The following is a 26206-nucleotide window of genomic DNA, read 5'->3' on the forward strand; positions in this document are numbered from 1 at the left end:
ATCATACATATGAAATATGAGGCATTAAACACAATTTCTAAGAGGTGATACATACATGAAGTTCAAGAACTTATTAATTTTCATGCTAGTTATTAATTTATTGTTGGTTAGTATACTGATTTCAGGAGGAGGGACAGAAGTAGCTCATGCGAATTATGAGCCTCGTACAGATAAAATAACTACGGAGTCTTCCAAGTCGAATGATAACTTTATAGACTCGTATAATTCCAACACCACTAGTACGTTTACATCAATGGAAACAATAAGTGACACTATTACTACATCATATTTGCCGAAACCTAACGTAACGGTAACCACAATGGATAACTCCATAAAGGTATCTTGGGATGAAATTCCTGGTGCAACCGAATATGTTGTTAATGTCAATCGTGATACCGCACAGGTCAATAATCAAACAACATACACAATAACGAGGGTATCACCTGAAATAACATACAGAATTATGGTTTTTGGCTATGACGGAACGAACTACGGAGAACCAGAAATACTCTTTGTTAGATTGAAGGAGCCTGCACCAATATATGATGATGTGGGTAGAATTGATTTTACTGGAAAGCTTGCAGGGAGATTAGATCAAATTGATGGTGGCTTCACTTATGTAAACTGGGGGCTTGTGAATGGCAATGCGATTAGTCTGTTCTACAAGCTAGATTCCATTGTACAGGCAGATGTGTACGTCAATGATGTGAAGAATACTGAGCTGAAGAGCCAGTCCAGTTCGAGTGCTTTCATTAATGATCTGAAACCAGGCGAGAAAAATGTGATCAGGTTAGCTTGGACGAATCCTACAGACTCCACTCAACGTTCATTAGAATTTATAATCACGCCTCCTGCACAGGATGCTTATACTTTAGGAGATTCCAAGGCAGGATTCGGCGCAGTGGTTGATCTTAAGAAATACGGCAAGTGGTACCTGGTGGATAATCAAACCTTAATCTCTCAAAATACAGTTTCAAAATATATCGATACACAAGATGACAGCGCTGAATGGAGAGTAAACGAGTACTCCAAGTTCACAGATAGTGTGGGCTATGAACTAAATAAAATTAAAGAAGACAAGCAGTCTCCTTTTCAGACGTTATGGTGGAGAGTCAATGCGTTTGATAATGGGGAGTACGTTAATGGTTATTCAACTCCTGTAGGGATCGTTACCAAGGAGGATCTAGAGAAATATACAGGGACTGTTTTGTATGATCCTAAACGTCCGAATCAGATGATATCCAGCTTGGCTCTGGCTAATCCTAATACATATGAAAATAAAAAATATGGTAATAAGGGGCCTGTTTTTACGGAGATAGCCACTGGATCTGATGCATTCCCAAATAATCATATAAACTTTGTTCCAGCAGGTAGCGCGTTACAAAATTTCAAATACAAAGCTTTCTTAAAGTATAATGGTGAATTTAAAGGACAGGGAACCAATGAAGATCCTTACGTTATTCCGACCCTAGCTGACGGGGAGCCGGTGATCACAAAACTTGACAAACCTAGATATTACTACTCGGGTCCTGGCGGTAACAATGGTATTCAGTTGAAGTGGTACGCTGTGGAAGGTGCTGAACAATATATACTCAAGCGTGGTTCCATAATCCTTTATGAGGGTCCGCTTGTAGAATATATAGACGAAGGTGTGAATTTTAATGCTGTCACTACGTATACCTTAGTAGCTCGCAAAGGCGAAATTTACAGTGAGGAAACGAAATACACCATCGGAAATGTACCTCATATTCCATATCCACCAGATTTCCGAGCTGAAGCACTGGATTCCACCAAAGTTAGACTTACGTGGAGTAAGGCAGACCATGCCGTAGAGTATGTGATTACTCGTAATGATCAGCCTTTAGCGATCACTAAGTCAACCTCATACGAGGATGGGAATGTTACACCTGACACCACATACATCTATAAAGTGATTGGCCGGGACGGAGACAATGAAGGTCCTCCTGCAGTTAAAAGTGTGAAGATACCTAAGGTGACTGAGGACGTGGCACCGAAAGGCCAAATTAACATCAGAGTCAATCGAGTATACGATAATAGAGTGGACCTGCAATGGAATCTGGTAGAAGGCGCAACCCAGTATGAGATCTACCAGGATCAAGTGAGTAAAGTATGGTCAGGTCATTCAAATACGATGATAGCATACACGCTCCAGCCAGGAAGAACATATACCTATCGAGTTGTAGCGAGTAACAAATACGGAAAGGTTGAATCTAGTACAATCGAAGTGCAGACGGCGGGCATACCTCAACCGATGAATGTGGCTCCAATGAATGCCTCCAACGGAACGATTGCCTTTGAATATCAACCTATTGAAGGAGCAGTTCATTACGTTGAACGTAATCCACAAACGAAGTACGAACCTCTAGGAAACGGTGTTTACCGTAAGACGTATTTGAATACTGCCACTGGAGAAACACGTGATGAGGGTATGGTGACTGCTGTGAACGGTAAGTTGCAGTTTAGTGAAGTGGGCGTCGAACGAAATAAATATTATGAGTATAATGTCATCGCTGTTCGTGTCAGACCTGATGGATCAGAAGAGGTCATTGGCAAGCAGACGGTTGCTGTAACAACTCCTGCAGATGGAAGTGGTGCAACGGTATATGGATATAATTATCCTATTCCTCCTTACCATAATGTTAATAATACCGTTATCCCTAGTGCGGTTACGGGGAAAAACGATAGCATTACAATTGATACTCAAGTTGTGGGTTCGAATGGAGAAGTGAAAAATCCAGCAAGTGTTACTTTTAGAGATATAGAAAAGAGTTATGCGAAGGAGGCTATTGTCTACTTGGCACAGAAAGGAATTGTCAAAGGCTATTCCGATGGTTCTTTTGGTGGACATCAAAAAGTGACGAGAGCCGAATTTGCAATCTTCTTACAACGAGCCCTTGGATATAATCCTGTGGTTCCTTATATTAATGAATTCAACGATGTTCAATCTAACTCTTGGTACTATTCGGAGATAACGCCTGCATTACAACAAGGTATACTTAAAGGATTCAATGATGGTACGCTTAGACCGAATGTGAACGTTACAAGGGAAGAAGCATCAAGTATGATTGAGAACGTAATGAAAAAACAAGGTTATGTATTATCATCATTCACACTTTACGATGACAACCAAATGATCTCCAATTGGGCTAGAAATAGTATCAGTCTTGTAACTCAAGAATCTGTTATGAAAGGATATCCCGATCGGAAGTTTATGCCTAAAAAGCAGCTAACCCGACAGGAGGCTGCAATGATAATCTATAACCTATTGCATAGCAAGAAGTAAAAAACCGTAAAAGTTCTTTTTTTTACTAACCTAGAACTGTGGTAAACGATGTTGAAATAAAATAGAACCCTAACATGTAATCTTCCTAAAGGGAGATTACATGTTTTTTTTGATAATTGACCGATATACCCTTTTACATACATTCCTCTTTCACGGTGACATTCTCATTGGTTACAGTAACGTACGAATTGCCGGATAAGTATTCCGTATAACCGCAAACCGTTTTGTTATAGGTTTTTCCGCGGCTGTCCGTAAACGCCAAGGAGAGTGCGCCCTCCCCAGAAAGTTTCAGTTGCGGGGCGAATTTCACGTTTGCTCCACTGGGAATATCCTTATCGAATACGTAGGTGGAGCCACTCTCATTGTTGTTTAACGAGTTGTCGCCTTGGACCAGGCTAGCCTGAATATTGGTGATGTCATAGTCGGACTGATTGTGGATCGTGATCCTTAAGTGACGAAAGGGATCGATTACATTCAGAAAGCTTCTAAAAGCGACGATGCCGATCACGAGTACGATAACAGACAAGATAATCATTTTCTTTTTGGAGAATCGGGGACGTGTGTTCAATATGATCCACTCCTTTCCTATGAGGTATAAACGATGAGAAGAGATCAAAAGTTTTGATTAAAATGGATAAATATGAAAATTGAAAACCGTATCATCAGAATAACTTCATGCGCTAAGCGAGAGAACAGGATACAATAAGATACTAGTAGTGCAAAAAGGACTGCACAGAAATGATACATAATTAAGACCACTCGAAATAAGGAGGGAAACAACATGGAACTTTCTCCAATGAATCAGGAAGATTATGCGAGTTTTCGGATTCGATCGATTAAGGATTTTGCACAGGAAAAAGTAGAAGCGGGCACCTGGGCTGAGGAAGAGGCGCAGCAACTGGCGGAGGAATCTTATGAACGTTATCTGCCAGAAGGCTTGAACACACCGGGAGCGTATCTCTACAATCTGGTACATCCTGTGGACGGAAATGTAGGGTATATCTGGTTTAATATCACGGATAATCGTCGTGGAAAAGATGCCTTTTTGTTGGATATTGTGGTTGAAGAAGCACACCGTGGTAAGGGATACGGAACAGAAACGATGCAGGCGCTTGAACAGACGGCCTTGAGTCTTGGCGTGGATCGCATTGGTTTGCATGTGTTTGGACATAATGTGCGGGCGAGCAGCCTGTATCGCAAGATGGGATATGAGGTAACGGATCTAACCATGTACAAGGAAATCAAAGGGTATACCTAATAGCGGATAATCTAGGCAAAACTTAAGATCTGCGCAAAACGAATTATATGCAGTAACCGGGGATTTCGGGAAGCGGATGGTGCTCTGGTCGAATTGGCGAAGTTCCTTGATGCCTTGAGGTTTGTCATATATAATGTATAGGATTATCCATACCGAAGAAGTAATCAATGAGGAGTTGTCATATACATGGCTTTGAAAGCTGGAATCGTAGGTCTGCCTAACGTTGGTAAATCTACATTGTTTAACGCAATTACACAAGCAGGTGCCGAATCGGCAAACTATCCGTTCTGTACGATTGACCCTAACGTGGGGATCGTTGAAGTACCAGATGAGCGTTTGGACAAACTGACAGAACTCGTTGTACCTAAGAAAACAGTACCAACGGCGTTTGAGTTTGTAGATATCGCTGGTCTTGTTCGCGGTGCGAGCAAAGGCGAAGGTCTTGGTAACAAGTTCCTTGCCCACATTCGTGAAGTAGATGCAATTGTACACGTGGTACGTTGCTTTGTAGATGAGAACATCACACACGTCGATGGTAAAATTGACCCGGTGAGCGACATCCAGACGATCAATCTGGAGCTGATCCTGGCCGATATCGAGAGTGTTGAGAAGAAAATCGATCGCTCCAAGAAAAACATGAAGGGCGGCAACAAGACTGCCTCTCAAGAAGTAGAAGTGTTGGAGAGAGTGAAGGCTGTTCTGTACGATGATAAGCCGGCACGCAGCATGGAACTTACGGATGACGAGCTTCTGATCATACGCGATCTGCACTTGCTTACCCTGAAGCCTGTTCTGTACGCAGCCAATGTAGCTGAGGACGAAATCGGCGACGTGGCGAACAATGCTTACGTGCAAAAAGTAAGAGAATTCGCAGCTGCTGAGAACGCAGAAGTGGTGCCAATCAGTGCAAAGGTTGAAGAAGAGATCTCTGAGCTGGAAGGCGAAGATAAACAAATGTTCCTGGAAGAACTCGGTATCGAGGATTCCGGTCTGAACCTGTTGATCAAAGCGGCTTACAAATTGCTCGGTCTGTACACATACTTCACAGCAGGTGTACAGGAAGTTCGTGCTTGGACAATCCGTAAGGGTACCAAAGCGCCTGGCGCAGCGGGTGTCATTCACACCGACTTCGAACGCGGATTCATCCGTGCAGAAGTGGTTTCCTACGACGATCTGGTTGCAGCGGGTTCCATGAACGGTGCCAAAGAGCGCGGACAACTTCGTCTTGAAGGTAAAGAGTACGTTGTAAATGACGGCGACGTTATGCACTTCCGTTTCAACGTATAAGTTGTTACTCATTTATATGTAGATTCAATAACATGACCCTGCGACCTTCCTTCTCGTGAAGTTCGCAGGGTCTTTGACTTAGAGTTTTGCAGTGGGGTTAATAGCCTTATGCAGCGCGTGGAAAGTAGCGCGGAACAAGAAAAAACCTCGGATTAGGTTGATCGCCTTGCAATCCGGTGGTTTTTCATTCGTCTGATTGAAATTCCCCGTGTTCGCCCACCGGCCTTTGTTAGAGAAGTCACGATGTTAGCGCATCGTGGCTTTTGTTTATTTTACAATTCGGAACAACATCGAACAACAATTTCATATTGAATTTCGCAGTACCAAAAATTAGTTCATCCACGTCGGAACAGTTACTATTCAGAACCATAAGAATATGCTATAATTAAGAGTCGTATACCACGTTAAAATTCGCGCTGTAACAGATGAGCTGAAGCGAGTTTCATACAGGGTAAACGATTTCTTGATTTCACTTTAAAAGTAAAGGATTTGATGACGTTGTAGCGATGTTATACGTCGATCATACATGAATGTGAATACATGCTGCGGTCAGGGGATTCATTGAGAATCCTGTGCGTTGTGGAATATAGATTATAGATGTAATTAATGTTGGATTGAAATAATTATTGAAAATGTGATGTGCTTGGACAAAATAATGCGTGAGGTGACTATACATGTTGGATAAATTACAGGCGTTAGCCGACCGTTATGACAAGTTGAGCGAGCTTTTGTGTGACCCGGATGTGGCAAGTGACAACAAAAAGCTGCGGGAATACTCCAAAGAACAATCCGATCTGCAACCGACTTATGAAGCGTACAATGAATACAAACAGGTAAGTCAGGATCTCGAAGCTGCAAAGGAAATGCAGGGTGAGAAACTGGATGATGAGATGCGTGAAATGGTCAAAATGGAAATTGACGAACTAAGCACTCGCCAGAAGGAACTGGACGAATTGATTCGTGTACTCATGCTGCCAAAAGATCCGAATGACGACAAAAACGTTATTGTTGAGATTCGCGGAGCAGCTGGTGGAGATGAAGCAGCGTTGTTTGCAGCAGATCTGTATCGGATGTACACACGTTATGCAGATGCACAAGGCTGGCGTGTAGAGCTGATGGACGTTAACACAAATGATCTCGGTGGATTCAAAGAGGTTGTTTTCCTGATCAACGGACGTGGCGCTTACAGCAAAATGAAATACGAAAGCGGCGCACACCGTGTACAGCGTATTCCAACAACCGAATCCGGCGGACGTATTCATACGTCAACTTCAACGGTTGCGGTTATGCCAGAAGCCGAAGATTTCGATATCGAAATTCATGATAAAGACATCCGTGTAGATACGTTCTGTTCCAGTGGTGCCGGTGGACAATCGGTTAATACCACAAAATCCGCAGTACGGGTAACGCACGTTCCAACGGGAATCGTGGCGACATGTCAGGATGGAAAATCACAGAACTCCAACAAGGAAAAAGCGTTGCAGGTTCTGCGTACGCGTATCTTCGATATGAAACGTATGGAAGAGGAAGCGAAGATCTCTGTTGAGCGGAAGAGCAAAGTGGGAACGGGCGACCGCAGTGAGCGGATTCGTACGTACAACTTCCCGCAAAGCCGTGTGACGGATCACCGTATCGGTCTGACGATGCACAAGCTGGATCAGATCATGAACGGGGAGATTGAAGATATCTTGTCTGCACTGACGATTGCTCAGCAGACTGAGATGATGGATCGAGGAGAATAATCTGTGACCCGCGCGCAGTTTGTCATGACGCCGGAACAGAGCTGTCGGGAAGCCTTCGTGGAGGCTTCCTCTTTTTTGGAGAAGTGCGGCGTGTACGAGCCGCAAAACAATGCTAGGCTGCTGCTGGAACATGTACTCGGCGTCTATGGCGCCACGTACTACATGATGCAGCCGGAGCCTTTTCCCAGCGAGCATCGCAGCCGCTGGGAGGACGCCGTCACGCGCAAGGCTGCGGGTGAGCCGGCGCAATACATTATCGGCAGCCAGGAATTCTATGGGCTGCCGTTCGAGGTCACGCCGGCTGTGCTGATTCCGCGGCCGGAGACGGAGCTGTTGGTCGAGGCTGTGCTGCGCGAAGCCGACCGCGTGTTTCCCGACGGCGCTCCGCTCGCCGTCGATATCGGCACGGGCAGTGGCGCCATCGCGGTGACGATGGCTTCACTACGCCCGCGCTGGCAGGTAGGCGCCGGAGATCTCTCGGCGGCTGCCCTGCAAGTGGCCGCGCGGAACGCGGCCGCGAACGGCGTACAGATCGACTTCCGTGAAGGCGATCTGCTGGCCCCGTTCGCTGGGGCTCGGGTGGACATCCTGGTGTCCAACCCACCATACATCCCGGCGGCGGATATCGCCGGGTTGCAGCAAGAGGTGCGCGATCATGAGCCGCGCATGGCATTGGACGGCGGTCCGGACGGGCTTGCACCGTACCGTGTCATGCTGGAGCAGTTGGCGCTGCTGCCTGCGCCGCCGCAGATCATTGGTTTTGAGCTGGGCCAGGGGCAGGCTCGCGACATCGCAGCTTTGCTTGAATCGGCGGGACATTGGCCGGAAATAATCATTGTACCGGACCTTGCCGGAATCGAGCGGCATGTCCTGGGTGTTCGTACTTCGGAACAGGTGACGAAAATGTAAGGTTCCGCGGGTTTTCTTTTTGCCGTGAAATCCTCTACAATGAGATATACCGAAGATTTCTGAATGCTTGGGGGAACATAATTACATGCTGCACAAATTTAAAAAGATAGACTATTCTATTGTGTTTATACTCGTTATTCTGATGGGTATCAGTATTTTGTCGATTTACAGTACAACGTTTGGTCGTCCGAAGCTGGAGGGACTCCCGAAAAGTGCAGTGATCTTTTATATTTTGGGATTCGTAGTCTTTTTTGGGATGTCGATGATCAACTATAAATTCATAATCAAAAATTATTTATATATCTATGGCGTGGGTATGCTGCTGCTCATTTTCGTAATGTTCTTTGGTAAAGAGTACTACGGGGCAAAAGGCTGGCTGTCCATCTTCGGGGTCAGCTTGCAGCCGGCTGAGTTGTTCAAGTTATGCCTGATTGTGTTTTTATCGGCCTTTTTGGCCCGAAAGAAGAACCGTCCGCTCTATTTTGGACGTGATGTTATTCCGATTTCGCTCTGTGTTCTGCCGCCGTTACTACTCGTATTGCTTCAAAATGACTTGGGAAATGCGTTGAGTTATGTTGTCATTCTTGTGGGCCTATTATGGATTGGCAACATTAAATTTACGCATGCTCTCATTGGTTTTATGATTGCTGTGGCTACCTTTATCGGCGGTACACAGGCATATATTCATTATCATGATGAGATTGTTAAATTCCTGAATGACATTGGACGTTCGCACTGGGCGGATCGTTTTGACCCCTGGCTTGTACCAGAACTGACCTCAAGAGATGTACTCTGGCAGACGTATAATGCAAAACTTGCGATTGGTTCTGGCGGGATTACGGGCAAAGGTTATATGGAAGGCACAACAATTCAGTCGAATCGGGTGCCGCTGGCGTATGCTGACTCCATCTTTGTGCAGATTGGGGAAGAATTTGGTTTCATCGGTGCCTCGGTACTGCTTCTCCTGTACTTTATCCTTATTCACAGGCTGGTGCTGATTGCACTGGAGTGTAAGGATCGCGCTGGACCTTATCTCATTGTTGGGATTATAGCGATGCTGCTCTACCAGATCTTTGTTAATATTGGTCCATTCATTGGTCTGATGCCGTTGACAGGGATTACGCTGCCGTTTATCAGTTCGGGTGGTACCTCCATTATGATCAACATGATCAGCATGGGTCTTGTGATGAGTATTAAGGTCCACACGGAAGAGAACGAGGATATTCTTGGCTCTGCGGAACAACCGAGTATTACAGATCTGGTGATGAAATTGCTAAGACGCAAGCCATCCCAGCAGGAGCAATAACGTTCTAGAATCAAAACGTAAAATAACACTTCAGATATATAAGTTGAACTAATCTTTTACGCGATAACGGAGAGGACAGAAAAAGCAAAGCGTTCACCTTTATCACCGGATTTTCCCTTGGAAAAAGGGAAGCGAAAAAATCTGGGGATAACAGCGAATGGAAGGTTATTCTGTTATCGTAGTGTCAGTGTATAAATGCTTAGTTTAACTTATATGTAACTATAGAACCCTGGAACAGATCAGCCCGAGTTGGGATGGATGTTTTAGGGTTTTTATTGTTTTTACGGCGTAATTCAGGCCATTGAATAGTTCATTTTTTTAACCTGAAACGACCCTGATTTCCATTTTATTATCCAATTATATACAATGGTAATATTGAGTTTAATTGGGAATCATAGAATGTTAGATTTCAGGGGGATGGACGGAGTCATGTTGAGAATGCTGAAAAAGATGGACGGTGTTATTCTTTTTGTCATGCTGCTGCTCATGATTATTAGTGTATTTGCGATTTATAGCGGAACGCAGACAGATGCCAAACTGGCGAATCATCATGTCAAAACGATTTATTTCTATGTGGCCGGGTTCATTGCGGTGCTAGTGATCGGGCTTGTGAATTACAAGTTATACGTGAAATATGCGTTTTATTTGTATGGGTTGGGAATTATATTGCTGATCCTGGCCAATGTACTGGGAAGTTCGATCAATAACGCCAACGGTTGGCTGAAGCTGGGCGAGAACTTTTCTTTTCAACCGGCAGAGTTGTTCAAGATGATTCTGATTTTGTTCCTCGCCCATTTGATCGTGAAGAGACAACGAGGCACACTGAAATTTTGGAGAGATATTGTGCCGATTGGCTGCTGGGCGTTTATTCCGTTTGCCCTGGTTATGGCTCAGAATGATCTGGGAAATGCGCTGGGGTACGTGGTGATTCTGGCTGCGGTATTCTGGATCGGAAATATGAGGCTGAAGCACGCATTGATTGCACTGGCGATTGTGGGGGTGGCGTTCTTTGGTTTTGTTAAAGCCTATACCTTCTACCATGATGAAGTATTTACTTTTCTTGAAAAGATAAAACGTGAGCATTGGGCAGAGCGTATTGACCCCTGGCTTGTGCCGGAAAAGGCTACCTCCAAAGCTTCTTGGCATACGAAAAATGCAGGTTTAGCCATTGGTTCAGGCGGCATCATCGGCAAAGGTTACTTGCAAGGAACATCCGTTCAGAGTGGACGAGTCCCCTATACGTATTCTGATTCCATTTTTGTTGTGATCGCAGAGGAGTTTGGCTTTGTTGGTGCATCCGTACTGATTCTGTTGTACTTTATTCTGATTCAACGTATGGTTCTGATTGCTCTGGCATGCAGAGATCGCGCTGGACCCGTCATCATTGTAGGTATTATCGGAATGTTGTTGTATCAGGTGTTTGAGAACGTGGGGGCGTTTCTTGGACTGATGCCACTCACAGGTATTACGTTACCTTTTGTCAGTTACGGTGGCACCTCTCTGCTCATTAATATGGCTTGTATCGGTGTAGTCATGAGCATTAAGTTGTTCGGGCAAGAAGAGGAGGATGAACTTCTGATGGGGGAGCAGCAACCCCGGTTGTCGGAACGTTTATGGAATATGCTCAAGAAAGAGAAAAGTGCTGTGTAACTGTTGAGTCGGTGTAGTGAAAAGTAAAGTGGTGAGATGTTGTATAACGTGTTCGTTCGTAGGAATAAAGAGGTTGATTTGCCCTGTAACCAGGTGCAGATCAACCTTTTTAACATGATGGGTGAGAAAGTGTGAATGAGAGATGAGAGAAGCAATGCATAGGTGTTTTCAAGCCAACTGTAGGCTGAGGCGCACCTGAAAGAGTTGGGAATAGTGTGTTGAGCATGATGTGACGATTCAAGTGCCAGCTGTTAGGGGGTTAGAAGTTAAGAGTTAAGAGTTATGAGCTAAAGAACCACACACGTCTTATTCAGGGTTTTGAAGTGCCTGGAGAAAGCTAATGAATCTGAGACACGTTATATCAACATAAACAGCCTTTTGTAGCGTGTGGGTCAGAAGATTTTGGGAAATAACTTTCCTCGTGTTCCTTACAATTTCAAAAGAAGACCTAAAGGCCAAATAAGACGTCCTCGGTTCCTTAGAACATCGACTGGTCATTCGCCTAGGGTCAGCCAGTACAGTCTTCAAGGCTTTTTGGACGCTGACATTTTGTCATTGTATAACTTGTCTGGTTTTAAACACAGATTCTAGTAGTGCGTGCTCAAAAAGTTGGGTTTTCAGTACCGAGAAGATGGGATGAAGCTAGAAATGGAGTAGTGGAGCGTAGGATAACTACGTGAGCCATCAAAATGGTTCCTTGGGAAACAACCTTCGTAAGTCTCCCGCTTATTTCCGCTGAATTTGATATTCGACGTTGATGATGCAGCTGGGCATTCCTCGTAATCAAAGCGGACTTTTTGAACAATTTCTAGTAGATTTATTGCAAATGCTAGGTTTACTTCCGTCTCTACCGGGCATACTGATAGACATGAGAGAGTTGCAGGTAGCGTGATCAGAGAGCCGAGGGGGAGAACGGAATGAGCAGAAGAATTGTAAAGCAAATTGGACTTATTATTGTATGTCTTATGATGATTATCATGATGTGGGAAGGTCAGAAAACGGATGCAGCTGTGGCGGCCACAGCAATTCCAGAACAATCGATTCGCTTGCGTATTCTAGCAAACTCGGATGCACCGGGAGATCAATTGGTGAAACGCGAGATTCGGGATGCTGTCGTTGCTCAGATGGGCGAGTGGGTAGCCGAACTGGAGAATCCGCAAAGTCTGGATGAAGCGCGCAAGGTTATTCGTGTGCATTTGTCCGAGATTGAGAATAGAGTAGGAGAAGAGTTGGCCAGTCGCGGTTTGAATTATGAGTATCAGGTGGAATTGGGTTCTGTTCCGTTTCCAACCAAACTATATGGTGGCACTGTCTACCCTGCGGGAGATTATGAAGCTGTTCGGATCACGCTGGGCGAAGGTAAGGGGCAGAACTGGTGGTGTGTGTTGTTCCCGCCGCTGTGCTTCATTGATGCAGGGACCGGGGATGCACTGGCGAAACCTTCAACGGTATCGGCCGCAGCGGCTGAACCAGGAGATGCTGAAGCGTCAGTGCAGGGAGATACACCGGAGGCAAGATTCTTTCTGTGGGATATGGCTGTGAAACTGTGGAGTTGGGTAACTGGATTATTCGCATAACAACGTATTTATAATATTAGTAAGGGTGACTTCGATTCATGGAGCTGCCCTTTTGATATGAATTAGTGGTGAAGTTATAGTGAGACTCATGCGTGGAGTGAAGTGTGAAGGGCATCCGAGGCGGGAGAGGTATGTTATAATTACTTATATTGAATATGGATATGAACTAACCTACTTGAAGTTTAGGAATGATGATATATGAGCAGAGAAAACGAACCAGTGCAACACACCTCTGAGATGAGGGATGGTAGAGAAGACCGTGATACGAAAGCTCCGGGAGAACTGGTTACCGAGATGTGGGATGTACGCATCTTGGTGAGCGCTGAAAATGATCAAGGAATGGGTAATATTGAAATGTTGGATGTGAAAAAGGGGAGCACCGATCAACAGGCGCTCGCCGACTTGCAGGCTGCCGCAGCCTGCATTCGTCAAGGTCAGACGGTGGCCTTTCCGACCGAGACGGTCTATGGCCTGGGTGCTGATGCGCGTAGCACAGCAGCCGTGGAGGCTGTATTTGTCGCCAAAGGCCGACCTTCCGACAATCCACTGATTGTGCATATCGCGCACCGCGACCAGTTGGATACGCTGGTCACGGAAGTGAACGAAACGGCGGAAGCGCTGATGGCGGCCTTCTGGCCGGGACCACTGACGCTGGTGCTGCCGGTTAGGCCGGGGGCGGTGTCACCGCGTGTCACCGCCGGTCTGGACACGGTGGCCGTGCGCATGCCGGACCATCCGGTGGCCTTGCAGTTAATCGCGGCGGCGGCATGTCCTGTGGCTGCGCCAAGCGCCAACCGCTCCGGGCGGCCAAGCCCGACACTCGCGTCTCATGTACGCGAGGATCTGGATGGCCGCATCGGCGGCATTGTGGACGGCGGCCCCACCGGGGTGGGCGTCGAGTCCACGGTTGTGCAGGTCGGTGACGACGGTACCGTCACCATCCTGCGCCCTGGCGGCATTACGGCGGAACAACTGTCCGCCGTTGCCGCCCGTGTTGCCACGGACCCTGCGCTACTCGCGGAGGGGGCCGATGGCGTGGGCAGCCCGGCGCCGCGCTCGCCGGGCATGAAGTACACGCACTACGCACCCACAGGGGCGCTGTGCGTGGTAGAGGGGCCGCCCGCAGCGGTGGCGGCCTGGATCAGCGCCGCCCTCGCAGAGGCGGCGCAGCGCGGAGAGCGCACCGCGGTGCTGGCGTTCGCCGAGCACGCGGAGCAGTACCGCGCCGATGCCGTGTTCTCGCTGGGAGACGCCAGCGAGCTGGAAGAAGCAGCGCGCCGGCTATACGCCGCGCTGCGCAGCTGCGATGAGCAAGGCGCCACATATATTGTGGCTGAAGCCTGCTCACGCGAAGGGCTGGGAGCAGCCGTCATGAATCGGCTGCTCAAGGCTGCAGGGAACCAACTCATACAAGTTGGCAACCAGCAACCCTCTTAAGCTCTCCTGATCATACAGTCAGGAGAGTAATCACCCTTTTTCCAAAACAAAATCAAGATTCTATAAAGCCAGCATCTGACCAGAGAACCGTCGCCGTTTGCCTTTCATCGGTCATGTTTAGGTCCTTGTCCGCATATCGTGTACAAGAACCTTTACGTGACTTGGGGGTATGGGGATGTGGGATGTGTCTGCCCATGTGGGGCAGTTGGTAACCATTTTGATCATGGCTGTTGCGCTTGGCCTCGATGCGTTCTCACTCGGAATCGGAATTGGCATGAAGGGCATTCGGCTGCGGGATGTATTGCGAATCAGTATTGTAACGGCGCTGTTTCATATCATCATGCCGCTCATCGGCATGTATATGGGCAAATACGTCAGTTCCCTGCTCGGTGACATTACGACGTATGCGGCAGGTGGATTGCTTGTTTTGCTGGGTGCTCATATGATTCTGAATGCATTCCGTGAAGGCGATACAAAGCTGGTGGACCACCGTTCCCTGCTCGGCGTTGTTTTGTTCTCCCTCAGCGTAAGTGTGGATTCATTCTCCGTTGGCGTATCCTTAGGGATGTTTAGCAGTGATCTGATCTTGACCGTACTTGCTTTCGGCGTTTGTGGCGGGGTGATGTCGGTTATGGGGCTGTTATTAGGCCGTCGGGTGAGTCAGAATCTCGGGGATTACGGCGAAGCTATTGGTGGCGCAATCTTGCTTGCGTTTGGACTTTTGTTTATATTTTAGAATAAAACTTGAGATATCATATCATTCGCATCATATGTAAAATGGGGAGGCTAACACAATGAAACATATTTTATTCGTGTGTACAGGAAATACGTGCCGCAGCCCCATGGCAGAGGGGCTTTTGCGAAAATTGGCATCGGAGCGTGGCATTCAGGTAGAGGTTCGCTCCGCAGGTGTGGCAGCAACGTCGGGTATGCCGATCTCCCGACATGCTGAAGCAGTTTTGAGAGATCATAACGTTGAAGGTCCACCTCATTCCACACAGCTTAGCTCTAACCTAGTAGGTTGGGCCGATCTGGTTCTTACATTAACACGGAGTCATAAGCAACATGTCATGCAGGTTTTTCCCGATTCAGTCCACAAAACCTATACATTGAAAGAATATGTGGAGGATGATGAACAGGTATTAAGTGATGTTCAGGAGTTGGACAGCCTGTTTGCAACGCTTGAGATGAAACGTGCCCTTGGCCAAGAGATCCTGGCATCGGAGCGTGAGCGAGCCATTGAGATTAGACAACGAATTCCAAGTTTCGACATCTCCGATCCGTTTGGAGGAAGTCGTGATGATTACAATATAGCTGCAGCTGAGATTCGGACGGCATTGGACCGGCTTTTGGATAAGCTGGGATAATTTTGATCCTGCGAGGCAGGTTATAGAAATAGGACACGTGATGTAAATTAACCGTTGATTTTAGACGCGGGTTGTTTTATGATGAAGGGGAAAACAGGGATCCGGTGTAACTGGCGACGAAGTGGGCATAACCACGATGGAGCACCGGAACAAACGGCCGGTCGCCTGGGCAAAAGAGCAATTCTGCGTTACCCGCAGACTGCTCTTTTTTTCGTCTTTCATCTGATTATTCGCTATAATAGTACCTGAGATGCCGTGCAAGAATACGAAGGACAGCTAAGAGATAGCGGGCATGATTTTATCGGGAGGCGATGATAGGATGACTATAGAGTTAGATTCGGAACAACCCGGATTGCAGGAACAGACCGCGTCTATTCTGCATGAACTTGCGCTTGCCGGACAGCTTGGGCCTGGACAGATCGTTGTGATCGGTACAAGCACAAGTGAAGTCGCAGGCGCTCGGATTGGTACGAGTGGTGCCATTGAAGTGGCACAGCAGCTTCTTGCGGGTATACGCGAGGTGCAGGAGGAATTCGGTTTTGACACGGTATTCCAATGTTGTGAGCATCTGAACCGTGCGTTGGTAATGGAACGTTCTGTGCTTACTCGTCTTGGATTGACCGAGGTTGGTGCAGTACCCGTGCCCAAGGCCGGAGGTTCCATGGCATCCGCAGCATATCGTTCGCTGACCGATCCATGCCTGGCTGAACATGTGCAGGCCCATGCGGGACTGGACATTGGGGAGACAATGATTGGAATGCATCTCCGGCATGTAGCCGTACCTTTTCGTACAGCGCTCCGTTATGTTGGAGATGCACGTGTAACCACAGCGTTGACTCGTCCGAAGTTGATTGGCGGCGAACGCGCGGTGTATCGTATGGAAGAACAACCAGATTCGACATTATGTGACTAACATATTCAACCTACTTCACTATACTTGGGAGGAATTTAATCATGGAACAATTGCGCAAGAATGACCCGGCAGTACTGGAAGCGATGAATCTTGAACTGAAACGTCAACAGAACAACATCGAACTTATTGCATCCGAGAACATCGTAAGTGAAGCAGTAATCGAAGCAATGGGATCTGTTCTGACCAACAAGTATGCTGAAGGATATCCAGGCAAACGTTACTATGGCGGTTGTGAGCATGTGGACATCGTTGAAGACATCGCGCGTGATCGTGCAAAAGAATTGTTCGGAGCAGAACACGTGAATGTTCAACCTCACTCCGGTGCACAAGCGAACATGGCAGTTTATCTTGCAGCGTTGAAACCTGGTGATACTGTACTTGGTATGAACCTTGCCCATGGTGGACACCTCACACACGGTAGCCCGGTTAACGCATCCGGTTTGCTGTACAACTTTGTGGCATACGGCGTACAGGAAGATACATTCCTGATTGATTATGATGAAGTACGCAAAGCGGCTTTCAAACACCGCCCTCGTCTGATCGTTGCAGGCGCAAGTGCATATCCACGTACCATTGATTTTGAAAAGCTGGCTTCCATCGCCAATGATGTAGGCGCTTTGTTCATGGTGGACATGGCTCACATCGCAGGACTGGTTGCTGCGGGTTTACATCCAAACCCGGTTCCACATGCGCATTTCGTAACAACAACAACACACAAAACGCTGCGTGGACCTCGTGGTGGTATGATTCTGTGCCGCAAAGCGTGGGCAGCAGCGATTGATAAAGCCGTATTCCCTGGTTCCCAAGGAGGACCTTTGATGCACGTGATCGCTTCCAAAGCGGTAGCATTCGGAGAAGCTTTGCAACCTTCGTTCAAAACATATGCACAGAATGTTGTGAAAAACGCACAGGTTCTGGCTGAAACACTGATCGCTGAAGGATTGAACATCGTATCCGGTGGTACAGATAACCACTTGATGCTGATCGACACACGCAGTGTGAACATCACAGGTAAGGAAGCTGAGCATGTGCTTGATTCCATCGGTATTACCGTGAACAAAAATGCCATTCCATTCGACCCTACTAGCCCGTTCGTAACGAGTGGTATTCGAATTGGTACACCTGCTGCAACTTCCCGTGGCATGAACGAAGAAGCAATGGTAGCGATCGGTAAGATCATTGCCAAAACGCTGAAAAATCCAAAAGATACAGCGAAGCTGGATGAAGCCCGTGCAGAAGTGACTGCACTGACAGACCAATTCCCGCTCTATACAGATCTTAAATACTAAAAAACTTTGCTCATGCTGCTTTCTTTTGAGTTTTTATAAATTGGAATACAAAAGACGAAGCTGGCAGAATGCAATCGGAGAAGCGAAGCGCTCGCCTTTATCCCATGATTTTCTCCTTATATAGGAGAATCAAAAAAATCAGGGGATAACAGCGATCGTAGGTGCAATCTGTTTGCGGAGCATCACTTGTATTCATATTTTTTCCCACTCAATGACATAACAGCATGAGCAAAACAGGACCGGATGGATCATTTTCCGGTCCTGTTTTTTATAGGATTCGGTAATCTGTAATGATTGGGTGTCCTTTGATGGTGTAATTCGTTGTTGGTGATGATATAATATACAGGATTTATCGAGCCCATGAATGGTGGCTAGGTATATTTGGAAATGCTGAACATGAAGAACTTACCGGAGGGACAAATTAGATGGGAAAATTAGTAATATGTGATCACCCTTTGATTCAACACAAACTGACGTTTATACGCGACATGCGTACGAATACGAAAGATTTTCGTGAATTGGTGGATGAAGTAGCAACGTTGATGGCTTATGAGATTACAAGAGATGTTGAACTGGAAACGATTGATGTACAGACACCTGTAGCTGCAACACAAGGTAAAGTTATCTCTGGACGTATGCTCGGACTGGTGCCGATTCTGCGTGCAGGACTCGGAATGCTGGATGGCGTTGTGAAATTGTTGCCAGCGGCAAAAGTTGGACATGTTGGTCTGTTCCGTGACCCGGAAACACTGCAACCGGTAGAATACTACACCAAACTGCCTACAGACGTAACAGAGCGTCAATTGATTGTGATTGATCCGATGCTGGCAACGGGTGGTTCGGCAATTGCAGCTATTGACGTGCTCAAAAAACGTGGCTGTACCCAAATCAAAATGATGAACCTGGTTGCAGCACCGGAAGGCGTAAAAGCTGTGCAGGATGCACATCCCGATGTGGACATCTATGTAGCAGCATTGGATGACCGTCTGGATGATCATGGTTATATCGTTCCAGGACTTGGAGATGCAGGAGACCGTCTTTACGGCACTAAATAAGCATATCGCATGCTTTGTAAGAGGTTGTTCAAAAAGTCCAATTTTGATTACGAAGGATGCCCAAGGGCATCATCGGCATCGAATATGAAATTCAGCCGAAATGTCCGTTGCTCACGTAGTTTTCCCTACGCTCCGCTACTCCATTTCTACCTTCATTCCATATTCTTGGTACTGAAAACCGGACTTTTTGAACATGAACTTATAGAAAAGGGGCTTTGCTCGAATGTCCAACAAAATTAAAGTCATGACGATCTTCGGGGTGCGTCCGGAAGCCATCAAGATGGCTCCGCTTATTTTGGAATTGCAGAAACACCCTGAGTCTATTGAATCTATTGTTTGCGTAACTGCGCAGCATCGCCAGATGTTGGATCAGGTACTTGAAGTTTTCGACATTCATCCCGATTATGATCTGGATGTGATGAAGGACCGTCAGACATTGAATGAAATCACAATTCGTGTGCTTGGCGGTCTGGAGCCGGTGTTAGCCGAAGCTAAGCCGGATATTGTACTGGTTCACGGGGATACATTAACTACCTTTGTAGCGAGCTACGCAGCATTCTTGCAACAGATTCAGGTAGGGCATGTGGAAGCTGGGCTGCGGACGTGGAACAAGCTGTCTCCATATCCGGAAGAGATGAACCGTCAGCTGACAGGAGTACTGGCTGATCTACACTTTGCGCCTACAGATTGGTCTTCTTCCAATCTTGCCAAAGAAAATAAATCGGAGTCTAGTACGTACGTCACAGGCAACACGGTAACAGATGTGTTTCAATATACAGTACGGGAGGACTACACACACCCGGTACTTGATTGGGCCCAAGGCAAACGCCTTGTGCTGATGACAGCTCATCGCCGTGAATCTCAGGGCGAGCCTCACCGCAACATTTTCCAGGCCGTCAAACGGATTGCCGACGAATTCGAAGATATTGCCATCGTGTACCCGGTGCATCCAAGTCCTGCTGTGAAGGAGCCGGCTCACGCGATTTTGGGGAATCATCCCCGTATTCAATTAATTGATCCACTAGACGTGGTGGATTTGCATAACTTTTACCCGCATACTCACTTGATTTTGACCGATTCAGGCGGTTTGCAGGAAGAAGCCCCTTCGTTTGGTGTGCCTGTGCTGGTATTGCGCGATACAACAGAACGCCCGGAAGGTATTGAAGCCGGAACGCTGGAATTGGTAGGTACCGAAGAGGAACGTGTATATGAACGGACCAAAGCTCTGCTTACAGACAAAACCCTGTATGCAAGCATGAGTCAGGCTGCCAATCCATACGGTGATGGACATGCTTCGGAAAGAATTGTCAATGCGATTTTGCACCATTTTGGTGTAAATAGTGAGCGTCCGGAATCATTTCACAGAAAATTCAAAAAATAATACATTTTTTCTGACGGATTTATAAAGGGCAAGCATACAGTTAAACTGTACGGTTTACGCGGGTTTATGGGCTTTGAGGGTCTGTATTCCCGTCGTTTTCCCCTTTAAAACGCTAAAATCATTCAATTGACAAAGGCTCTCATCATTCAGTAAAATTAACTGGGATTGCAAGGGTGGCGTGGAAAATGGCCGATTCGAACAAACCAAATTCATCCCGTAACCATGACGATAATGTATGGAAAGCGATGGGACTCGTGACAGCTTTTGGGATCGAGGTTGCCATTCTCGCTGTTGCCGGATATTACGCTGGCTCCTGGTTGGACAAGACCATTGGAGGTAACGGAATATGGATCGCCGTAAGCGTTCTCTTTTTTCTTGCGGCAGGCGGTGTAAGCATCTACTTTATCGCGAAAAAATTCATGGGGGAAAGTGATGAGTGAACTAACCAGATACCGCAGATCGATGACTGTTTTCATCATGTACTTTCTTATGATTTGTTTTCTCGCAGCGGCCTTTATGCCACGTGTGGAGACAATTGCTTTGGGACTGGCCCTGGGTACAGGAATTAGCTGGATCAATGCATTTTACTTGGGCTACAAAGTAAGGAAAATGTCTGATGATGCGGCAGAAGGTAACTTGAAGCGTGTGAACCTGGGATTTTTGACAAGAGCGGCACTCGCTGTGCTCGGTATATTCATATCGATGCGCTTTCCGCAGTACTTCAATACATATGCGGTTGCAGGCGGTCTCGTCATTGCACAATTTTCCTTACTGATTATAGGGATTGTCCATTCCCGCAGAGCAGAATGATGTTAAGGGCTGCAGCTTTCAAGTCGAGAAAGGGGTGAGAAAAATATGCATGAAGCTCCAATTATTATGCTTGGCGGATTTCGACTCGATCTATCGGTTCTGTTGATGCTGGTAGTTACAGGTGCAATTGTTTTTATTTTTGCTGTACTGGCAACACGGAGATTATCCGTTGAAAATCCCGGCAAGCTGCAAAATTTTATGGAGTGGGCAGTAGAATTCGTCCGCAATCTGATTTCCAGCACAATGGATATGAAGAAAGGTAAACATTTTATCTCTCTCGCTCTTTCCATGATTATGTTCATTTTTGTAGGGAACATGCTCGGCCTTCCGCTCGTGGCTGTATCTGAGGTAACAGATGTTAATCAGGCACAGGTATTCGGTAAGCCGATTGTTACAGCGGTGGAGGCGTTTGAAAAAGCGCATGCCAAGGACCCTGAAGCACACCCACACGTTGAACTGGCTTGGTGGAAATCACCAACAGCCGACTTGTCTGTAACGATGGGACTTGCTCTCGTAGCGTTCCTTGTATCTCATGGACTGGGATTGTTCCGCAACACAAAAGGATATCTCCAGCATTACCTGAAGCCATTCGCCTTGTTCTTGCCAATCAACTTGATTGAGACGGCATCCAAGCTGTTGACACACGGTATGCGTCTATTCGCGAATATCTTCGCGGGTGAGGTACTGATCGCAACGATCCTGAAACTGACCACATTTAAAGTGTTTGGTGCTATTGCAGCGATTCCGCTACTAATGGTGTGGCAAGGCTTCAGTATCTTTATCGGCGCGATCCAGGCATTTGTGTTTGTTATCTTGATGATGGTGTACATTTCACAGAGCATCGAGACGCACGACGAGCATTAAGTTTCAAGCCCTACGAAGATTTCTTCACCAGGCTGAACAATAAAAAATTCGATTTATCATTTTAAGGAGGATATACAAATGGGAGCAATGGCATTAATCGCAGCAGCAATTGTTGCAGGACTGGGCGCGTTTGGCGCAGGTATTGGTAACGGTATGGTAATCAGCAAAACGGTGGAAGGTATTGCCCGTCAACCGGAAGCAAAATCCACTCTTCAAACAACAATGTTTATCGGTGTAGGTTTGATCGAGGTATTGCCGATCATCGGTGTGGTACTCGCGTTCATGTTCTACGGTATGGCTTAATTAAATTTTAAAGGTTTGGCGGGGAAGGCCATAGCCATCCGCGCCTTCTTTTTAGGTAATGTCCGTTCTAACGGATGACGTTTCAAGGATACCTCCAGGAAGGAGTGAACAGATTGAGTTTCATATGGGAAAATACGCTTCTTGCGATTGTTGCATTTGCAATTTTATATTGGCTGCTTAGCCGTTATGCCTTCGGGCCTTTGTTCTCCATTATGGAAAAACGTCGTGAACTCGTGATGACGCAGATGAATGAGGCTGCACAGACTCGGGAACAGGCCATTGCCTATGTGGAGGAACAAAAACAAGCTCTTGAGCAAGCACGTCAAGATGCTTACGACATCATTGAACAGTCCAAACAAACAGGTGGTAAACAAGCTGAATCGATTTTGGCTGATGCAAAAGCTGAAGCTAATCGTCTGAAAGACGATGCAGTACGCGAAATCGAGAGCGAGAAGAACAAAGCAGTCGCAGCACTTCGCAGCGAACTGGGTACAGCTTCCGTTCAGATTGCATCCAAGTTGATCAAAAAAGAAGTTGAGAACGGTCCTGCACAAGAAGAGCTTGTGAACCAATACCTCAATGAGGTAGGAGGCCGACAATGAGCCGCGATACGATAGTTGCCAAGCGTTATGCGAAAGCATTGTTCGAAGTTGCTCTTCAGCAACAGCAGGTGCTTGAGGTTGAACAGGAACTGGTTGCAGTAGTCAGTGCATTGACCGGAGATGCAGATATCGAGAAATTTATCGTATCCCCTAACATTTCTGATGAAGCCAAGCAGAACGTAATTCACTCAAGTCTTGATGGCAAGGTATCCGATTCAGTCCTTCGTACAGTCTTGTTGTTGATTGAGCGCGGGCGCGTTGAATTGCTGGGAGACTTGCTGAATGATTATCGGAAGATCCAAGGTGAGTCGCTGGGCATTGCTGATGCACGTGTCTACTCGACTTATGCGTTGAATGATGAAGAAAAAGAAGCGGTAGCCCGTGAATTCGGTGGCCGTGTGAATAAAAAGATTCGTATCGAGAACATTGTTGATCCGACTCTGCTGGGCGGATTGAAAGTCGCCATTGGCGATACGATCTATGACGGCAGCTTGGCTGGCAAGCTCGAACGTCTTGAGCAGTCTTTTAACAGACGAGTACAGTAGATTGGGGTGAGGACACTTGAGTATCAAACCAGAAGAAATCAGTACATTAATTAAGAGCCAAATCGAACAATACAAGACCGATATCGATGTAGTCGAAGTCGGAACGGTAATCGAGGTTGGTGATGGTATCGCTCGTGTTTACGGACTTGAGAACGTCATGTCCAACGAGTTGGTTGAATTCCCAAGCGGTGTTATGGGACTCGCCATGAACGTCGAAGAAAGCAATGTTGGTGTCGTTATCCTGGGACCTTACTACGATATTCGTGAAGGTGACCAAGTGAAACGTACTGGTCAAATCATGCAAGTGCCTGTAGGCGAAGCATTGATTGGACGCGTTGTGAACCCGCTCGGTATTCCTGTAGATGGCAAAGGGCCAATCGCTACAACGGAATTCCGTCCGGTTGAAGGTAAAGCACCAGGCGTAATGGATCGTAAATCGGTTCATGAGCCGATGCAAACAGGGATCAAAGCCATTGATGCAATGGTTCCAATCGGTCGCGGACAACGTGAGTTGATCATCGGTGACCGTCAAACAGGTAAAACATCCATCGCGATTGATGCTATCCTGAACCAAAAAGGTAGCGGCATGAAGTGTATCTATGTGGCTATTGGTCAGAAACAGTCTACAGTTGCTCAAGTTGTGGAAACTCTTCGTCGTAAAGGCGCAATGGAGTACACAATCGTTGTAACTGCAGCAGCTTCCGATCCATCACCACTCTTGTACATCGCACCGTATTCCGGTTGTTCGATGGGTGAGTACTTCATGTACAAAGGCGAGCACGTTCTGGTTATCTATGATGACTTGACCAAACAAGCCTCTGCATATCGTGAGCTTTCCTTGTTGCTTCGTCGTCCACCGGGCCGTGAGGCTTATCCGGGTGACGTCTTCTACCTGCACTCCCGTTTGCTGGAGCGTGCTGCGAAGCTGAATGATGAACTTGGTGGTGGTTCTTTAACCGCACTGCCGTTTATTGAAACACAAGCTTCCGACGTATCTGCATACATCCCAACAAACGTAATCTCCATCACGGACGGACAAATCTTCCTGGAAGCTGACTTGTTCAATGCTGGACAACGCCCGGCGATCAACGTAGGTATTTCCGTATCCCGTGTCGGTGGTTCTGCTCAGATTAAAGCGATGAAAAAGGTTGCAGGTTCCTTGCGTCTCGACCTCGCTCAATATCGTGAGCTTCAAGCGTTCTCCCAGTTCGGTTCCGATCTGGATAAAGCGACTCAGGCCCGCCTGAATCGTGGTGCGCGTATGATGGAAATCCTGAAGCAAGGTGTTAACCAGCCTCTGCCTGTAGAACAACAGGTTGTCAGCTTGTACACTGCGGTTAAAGGATTCCTGGATGAGATTCCAACAGGTGATGTTACTCGTTTCGAGCGTGAGTTCCTCGCGTTCATGGAGAGTAGCCATCCGGAGATTCTTGCATCCATCCGTGATACTAAAGAATTGACTGCAGACAACGAAAATGCACTGAAAGGTGCAATTGAGAAGTTCAGAAAGAGCTTTGCTGTCTCTGTCTAAATAAATGATTGCAGGTGCGGAGTTGTCTAACCGATTCCGCATGTCTGCATGTAATACTTTGACTCTGTCAAAAAAGATGATGCTTACGATGTAGTTTTGACTTTGTCAAAACTAGTGGTGATGCTTACGAAGTAACTTTGACCCTGTCAAAGTTTTGAGGTGGTGAAATCATGGCAAAAGGCATGCGCGAAATTAAGCGGCAAATTAAAAGCGTACAAAGCACCAAGCAGATCACCAAAGCAATGGAGATGGTAGCTGCTGCAAAACTGCGTAAAGCGCAGGAAAAAGCGGAAGCAGCCCGTCCTTATTCGGAGAAGCTGAAAGAAGTTGTAGCTAGTATTGCATCAAGCACGCAAGGTATACAGCACCCGATGCTGGAGAGCCGTCCGGTCAAAAAGACAGCTTACCTGATCATTACATCGGACCGTGGTCTTGCAGGTGGATACAATGCGAACGTTTTGCGTCAGGTTAATCAGACGCTCAAAGAGCGCCACAACTCTCAGGATGACTACGAATTGTTCGTCATTGGACGTAAAGGACGCGATTACTTCAGACGACGTGAAATGGCAATGGCATCCACAACAACGGATCTGTCGGATTCGCCTTCATTTGCAGACATCAAATCCATCGCACACGAAGCTGTTCATGGGTTTGAACTGGCTGAATTTGATGAATTGTACATTTGTTATAACCGCTTTGTGAATGCGTTGACCCAGATTCCTACGGTAGAGAAACTTCTTCCGATGGAAACACCTGAGGTAACTGCTGCGGAAGGACCAACGGCAAGCTACGAATACGAGCCGTCTGCTGAAGCTGTACTGGAGGTTCTGCTTCCGCGTTACGCGGAAACGCTGATCTATGGTGCACTTCTGAACGGTAAGGCAAGTGAGCTCGGCGCGAAAATGACAGCAATGGGTAATGCAACCAAAAATGCATCCAAACTCATTAACGACTTGTCATTGACATACAACCGTGCCCGTCAAGCGGCGATTACGCAGGAGATTACGGAAATTGTGGCAGGTGCCAACGCAGCACAAGGCTAACCGTTTTTTTATTAATGAAGGCTTGCAGAGCAA

The 26206-nt window shown here is 46.7% G+C and carries 24 protein-coding genes and 1 riboswitch; of the genes, 23 read left to right on the top strand and 1 reads right to left on the bottom strand.

Annotation, left to right across the window (positions count from 1 at the left end):
- The first annotated feature begins 55 nt into the window (after nt 1-55).
- Nucleotides 56-3304, top strand: a complete 3249-nt coding sequence (locus tag ACE04G_RS06700; protein ID WP_449004027.1) for an S-layer homology domain-containing protein — start codon at nt 56-58, stop codon at nt 3302-3304.
- A gap of 133 nt (nt 3305-3437) precedes the next feature.
- Here the strand turns inward: ACE04G_RS06700 and ACE04G_RS06705 are convergent, their stop codons facing one another.
- Nucleotides 3438-3872, bottom strand: a complete 435-nt coding sequence (locus ACE04G_RS06705) for a hypothetical protein (RefSeq protein ID WP_449004026.1) — start codon at nt 3870-3872, stop codon at nt 3438-3440.
- 213 nt (nt 3873-4085) lie between these two features.
- Here ACE04G_RS06705 and ACE04G_RS06710 point away from each other — a divergent pair, with 213 nt between their 5' ends.
- The 22 genes from ACE04G_RS06710 to atpG all read left to right on the top strand — a co-directional run bounded on the left by ACE04G_RS06710 (nt 4086) and on the right by atpG (nt 26173).
- On the top strand, nt 4086-4562 hold the full coding sequence (locus ACE04G_RS06710; RefSeq protein ID WP_449004025.1) for a GNAT family N-acetyltransferase: 477 nt from the start codon (nt 4086-4088) through the stop codon (nt 4560-4562).
- 186 nt (nt 4563-4748) lie between these two features.
- Nucleotides 4749-5849: a redox-regulated ATPase YchF gene (ychF, locus tag ACE04G_RS06715; protein ID WP_062836948.1), complete on the top strand. Its 1101-nt coding sequence runs from the start codon at nt 4749-4751 to the stop codon at nt 5847-5849.
- 674 nt (nt 5850-6523) lie between these two features.
- Nucleotides 6524-7591, top strand: coding sequence for a peptide chain release factor 1 (prfA, locus tag ACE04G_RS06720; RefSeq protein WP_076209786.1), 1068 nt, complete (start codon nt 6524-6526; stop codon nt 7589-7591).
- 24 nt (nt 7592-7615) lie between these two features.
- On the top strand, nt 7616-8500 hold the full coding sequence (gene prmC / locus ACE04G_RS06725; RefSeq protein ID WP_449004092.1) for a peptide chain release factor N(5)-glutamine methyltransferase: 885 nt from the start codon (nt 7616-7618) through the stop codon (nt 8498-8500).
- Between the two features lie 85 nt (nt 8501-8585).
- Nucleotides 8586-9806: an FtsW/RodA/SpoVE family cell cycle protein gene (locus tag ACE04G_RS06730; RefSeq protein WP_237177398.1), complete on the top strand. Its 1221-nt coding sequence runs from the start codon at nt 8586-8588 to the stop codon at nt 9804-9806.
- 429 nt (nt 9807-10235) lie between these two features.
- Entirely contained in the window at nt 10236-11456 is a 1221-nt protein-coding gene (locus ACE04G_RS06735; protein WP_449004024.1) for an FtsW/RodA/SpoVE family cell cycle protein, read from the top strand.
- Nucleotides 11457-12373: 917 nt separating this feature from the next.
- A complete protein-coding gene (gene spoIIR / locus ACE04G_RS06740; protein ID WP_449004023.1) occupies nt 12374-13033 on the top strand; it encodes a stage II sporulation protein R in 660 nt (219 codons plus the stop codon).
- Nucleotides 13034-13270: 237 nt separating this feature from the next.
- Nucleotides 13271-14470, top strand: a complete 1200-nt coding sequence (locus ACE04G_RS06745) for an L-threonylcarbamoyladenylate synthase (protein ID WP_449004091.1) — start codon at nt 13271-13273, stop codon at nt 14468-14470.
- 175 nt (nt 14471-14645) lie between these two features.
- Nucleotides 14646-15206: a manganese efflux pump MntP gene (locus ACE04G_RS06750; protein WP_017691925.1), complete on the top strand. Its 561-nt coding sequence runs from the start codon at nt 14646-14648 to the stop codon at nt 15204-15206.
- Between the two features lie 58 nt (nt 15207-15264).
- Nucleotides 15265-15837 carry a low molecular weight protein arginine phosphatase gene (locus tag ACE04G_RS06755; protein ID WP_036612575.1) on the top strand — a complete coding sequence of 191 codons (573 nt, stop codon included), beginning with the start codon at nt 15265-15267 and terminating at the stop codon, nt 15835-15837.
- A 96-nt stretch (nt 15838-15933) separates the two neighbouring features.
- Nucleotides 15934-16015: riboswitch (ZMP/ZTP riboswitch) on the top strand.
- Nucleotides 16016-16156: 141 nt separating this feature from the next.
- Entirely contained in the window at nt 16157-16750 is a 594-nt protein-coding gene (locus tag ACE04G_RS06760; protein ID WP_449004022.1) for a TIGR01440 family protein, read from the top strand.
- A 41-nt stretch (nt 16751-16791) separates the two neighbouring features.
- Nucleotides 16792-18039, top strand: a complete 1248-nt coding sequence (locus ACE04G_RS06765) for a serine hydroxymethyltransferase (RefSeq protein ID WP_017691928.1) — start codon at nt 16792-16794, stop codon at nt 18037-18039.
- A 425-nt stretch (nt 18040-18464) separates the two neighbouring features.
- Entirely contained in the window at nt 18465-19094 is a 630-nt protein-coding gene (upp, locus tag ACE04G_RS06770; RefSeq protein WP_017691929.1) for a uracil phosphoribosyltransferase, read from the top strand.
- Between the two features lie 223 nt (nt 19095-19317).
- Nucleotides 19318-20475 (top strand): non-hydrolyzing UDP-N-acetylglucosamine 2-epimerase, encoded by a 1158-nt coding sequence (gene wecB, locus ACE04G_RS06775; RefSeq protein ID WP_036667768.1) that lies wholly within the window; start codon nt 19318-19320, stop codon nt 20473-20475.
- Nucleotides 20476-20660: 185 nt separating this feature from the next.
- Nucleotides 20661-20915 carry an AtpZ/AtpI family protein gene (locus ACE04G_RS06780; protein ID WP_340018644.1) on the top strand — a complete coding sequence of 85 codons (255 nt, stop codon included), beginning with the start codon at nt 20661-20663 and terminating at the stop codon, nt 20913-20915.
- The gene (locus ACE04G_RS06785; protein WP_062836961.1) at nt 20908-21285 is read left to right on the top strand and encodes an ATP synthase subunit I; all 378 of its coding nucleotides are present in this window, start codon (nt 20908-20910) and stop codon (nt 21283-21285) included. Before ACE04G_RS06780 ends, ACE04G_RS06785 begins: the two co-directional genes overlap by 8 nt.
- A 45-nt stretch (nt 21286-21330) precedes the next feature.
- Complete coding sequence (gene atpB / locus ACE04G_RS06790) at nt 21331-22149, top strand: F0F1 ATP synthase subunit A (protein ID WP_221821822.1); 819 nt, start codon at nt 21331-21333, stop codon at nt 22147-22149.
- 78 nt (nt 22150-22227) lie between these two features.
- The gene (atpE, locus tag ACE04G_RS06795) at nt 22228-22452 is read left to right on the top strand and encodes a F0F1 ATP synthase subunit C (protein ID WP_017691934.1); all 225 of its coding nucleotides are present in this window, start codon (nt 22228-22230) and stop codon (nt 22450-22452) included.
- A gap of 113 nt (nt 22453-22565) precedes the next feature.
- Nucleotides 22566-23054 carry a F0F1 ATP synthase subunit B gene (atpF, locus tag ACE04G_RS06800; RefSeq protein WP_036612568.1) on the top strand — a complete coding sequence of 163 codons (489 nt, stop codon included), beginning with the start codon at nt 22566-22568 and terminating at the stop codon, nt 23052-23054.
- Entirely contained in the window at nt 23051-23599 is a 549-nt protein-coding gene (locus tag ACE04G_RS06805; protein ID WP_036612565.1) for a F0F1 ATP synthase subunit delta, read from the top strand. The genes atpF and ACE04G_RS06805 overlap by 4 nt, the downstream gene beginning before the upstream one ends.
- A 16-nt stretch (nt 23600-23615) precedes the next feature.
- Nucleotides 23616-25130 (top strand): F0F1 ATP synthase subunit alpha, encoded by a 1515-nt coding sequence (gene atpA, locus ACE04G_RS06810; RefSeq protein ID WP_047840700.1) that lies wholly within the window; start codon nt 23616-23618, stop codon nt 25128-25130.
- A 170-nt stretch (nt 25131-25300) separates the two neighbouring features.
- On the top strand, nt 25301-26173 hold the full coding sequence (gene atpG, locus ACE04G_RS06815; protein WP_076209796.1) for an ATP synthase F1 subunit gamma: 873 nt from the start codon (nt 25301-25303) through the stop codon (nt 26171-26173).
- Nucleotides 26174-26206: the final 33 nt, after the last annotated feature.

The organism is Paenibacillus sp. AGC31 (assembly GCF_057334655.1).

Coding starts and splice junctions, on each gene's coding strand:
- ACE04G_RS06785 (WP_062836961.1), top strand. CDS start 20,908: ATGAGTGAACTAACCAGATACCGCAGATCGATGACTGTTTTCATCATG.
- ACE04G_RS06780 (WP_340018644.1), top strand. CDS start 20,661: ATGGCCGATTCGAACAAACCAAATTCATCCCGTAACCATGACGATAAT.
- ACE04G_RS06760 (WP_449004022.1), top strand. CDS start 16,157: ATGACTATAGAGTTAGATTCGGAACAACCCGGATTGCAGGAACAGACC.
- ACE04G_RS06710 (WP_449004025.1), top strand. CDS start 4,086: ATGGAACTTTCTCCAATGAATCAGGAAGATTATGCGAGTTTTCGGATT.
- wecB (WP_036667768.1), top strand. CDS start 19,318: ATGTCCAACAAAATTAAAGTCATGACGATCTTCGGGGTGCGTCCGGAA.
- ACE04G_RS06750 (WP_017691925.1), top strand. CDS start 14,646: ATGTGGGATGTGTCTGCCCATGTGGGGCAGTTGGTAACCATTTTGATC.
- atpE (WP_017691934.1), top strand. CDS start 22,228: ATGGGAGCAATGGCATTAATCGCAGCAGCAATTGTTGCAGGACTGGGC.
- ACE04G_RS06805 (WP_036612565.1), top strand. CDS start 23,051: ATGAGCCGCGATACGATAGTTGCCAAGCGTTATGCGAAAGCATTGTTC.
- ACE04G_RS06745 (WP_449004091.1), top strand. CDS start 13,271: ATGAGGGATGGTAGAGAAGACCGTGATACGAAAGCTCCGGGAGAACTG.
- prmC (WP_449004092.1), top strand. CDS start 7,616: ATGACGCCGGAACAGAGCTGTCGGGAAGCCTTCGTGGAGGCTTCCTCT.
- atpB (WP_221821822.1), top strand. CDS start 21,331: ATGCATGAAGCTCCAATTATTATGCTTGGCGGATTTCGACTCGATCTA.
- ACE04G_RS06755 (WP_036612575.1), top strand. CDS start 15,265: ATGAAACATATTTTATTCGTGTGTACAGGAAATACGTGCCGCAGCCCC.
- atpG (WP_076209796.1), top strand. CDS start 25,301: ATGGCAAAAGGCATGCGCGAAATTAAGCGGCAAATTAAAAGCGTACAA.
- ACE04G_RS06700 (WP_449004027.1), top strand. CDS start 56: ATGAAGTTCAAGAACTTATTAATTTTCATGCTAGTTATTAATTTATTG.
- ACE04G_RS06765 (WP_017691928.1), top strand. CDS start 16,792: ATGGAACAATTGCGCAAGAATGACCCGGCAGTACTGGAAGCGATGAAT.
- prfA (WP_076209786.1), top strand. CDS start 6,524: ATGTTGGATAAATTACAGGCGTTAGCCGACCGTTATGACAAGTTGAGC.
- spoIIR (WP_449004023.1), top strand. CDS start 12,374: ATGAGCAGAAGAATTGTAAAGCAAATTGGACTTATTATTGTATGTCTT.
- ACE04G_RS06730 (WP_237177398.1), top strand. CDS start 8,586: ATGCTGCACAAATTTAAAAAGATAGACTATTCTATTGTGTTTATACTC.
- ACE04G_RS06735 (WP_449004024.1), top strand. CDS start 10,236: ATGTTGAGAATGCTGAAAAAGATGGACGGTGTTATTCTTTTTGTCATG.
- ychF (WP_062836948.1), top strand. CDS start 4,749: ATGGCTTTGAAAGCTGGAATCGTAGGTCTGCCTAACGTTGGTAAATCT.
- upp (WP_017691929.1), top strand. CDS start 18,465: ATGGGAAAATTAGTAATATGTGATCACCCTTTGATTCAACACAAACTG.